General features: G+C 62.5%; 1 protein-coding gene. It reads left to right on the top strand.

All coding sequences use genetic code 11. The annotated features are described in order from the left end of the window. Positions 1 to 68 precede the first annotated feature (68 nt). Positions 69 to 605 (top strand): carbohydrate ABC transporter permease (locus JMF90_RS39600; protein WP_201326603.1); only part of this gene is annotated, 537 nt, incomplete at its 3' end.

Raw genomic sequence — 605 nt, 5'->3', positions numbered from 1 at the left:
TCTATATCGTGTTCCAGTTGCGCCGGATGCTGCGCAACGAACAGTGACCTTCCGGGAGCTCACTCATCATGTTTCCGACACCCGTTGCCCACTGGAAGCCGATATCGCGCCGGCTGTACAAGCTGTCGCTGCCCGTCGCGCTCGTGATCTGGCTGCTGCCGATGATCGCGGTGTTCGTCACGTCGGTGCGCTCGACGGAGGAACTCGTCGAAGGCCACTACTGGGGCTGGCCGCGGCATTTCTCGATGATCGAGAACTATCGCGACGCGCTGACGACGTCGCCGATGCTGCATTACTTCTGGAACAGCGTGCAGATCACGGTGCCGTCGGTCATCGGCTCGATCGCGCTCGCCGCGATGGCTGGCTTCGCGCTCGCGACCTACCGGTTTCGCGGCAATACCGCGCTGTTCGGCACGTTCGTCGCCGGCAACTTCGTGCCGGTGCAGGTGCTGATGATTCCGGTGCGCGACCTGTCGCTGCGGCTCGGCGTGTTCAACACCGTCGAAGCGCTGATCCTGTTCCACGTCGCGTTTCAGACGGGGTTCTGCACGCTGTTCCTGCGCAACTTCATCAAGCAGTTGCCGTTCGAGCTGATCGAGGCGGCA

The organism is Burkholderia sp. E168m23 (assembly GCF_016586125.1).
GTDB classification, from domain to species: Bacteria; Pseudomonadota; Gammaproteobacteria; order Burkholderiales; family Burkholderiaceae; genus Burkholderia; species Burkholderia orbicola.
Note: the sequence above shows the minus strand (reverse complement) of the source record. Positions and strands in the feature narration are given on the sequence as shown.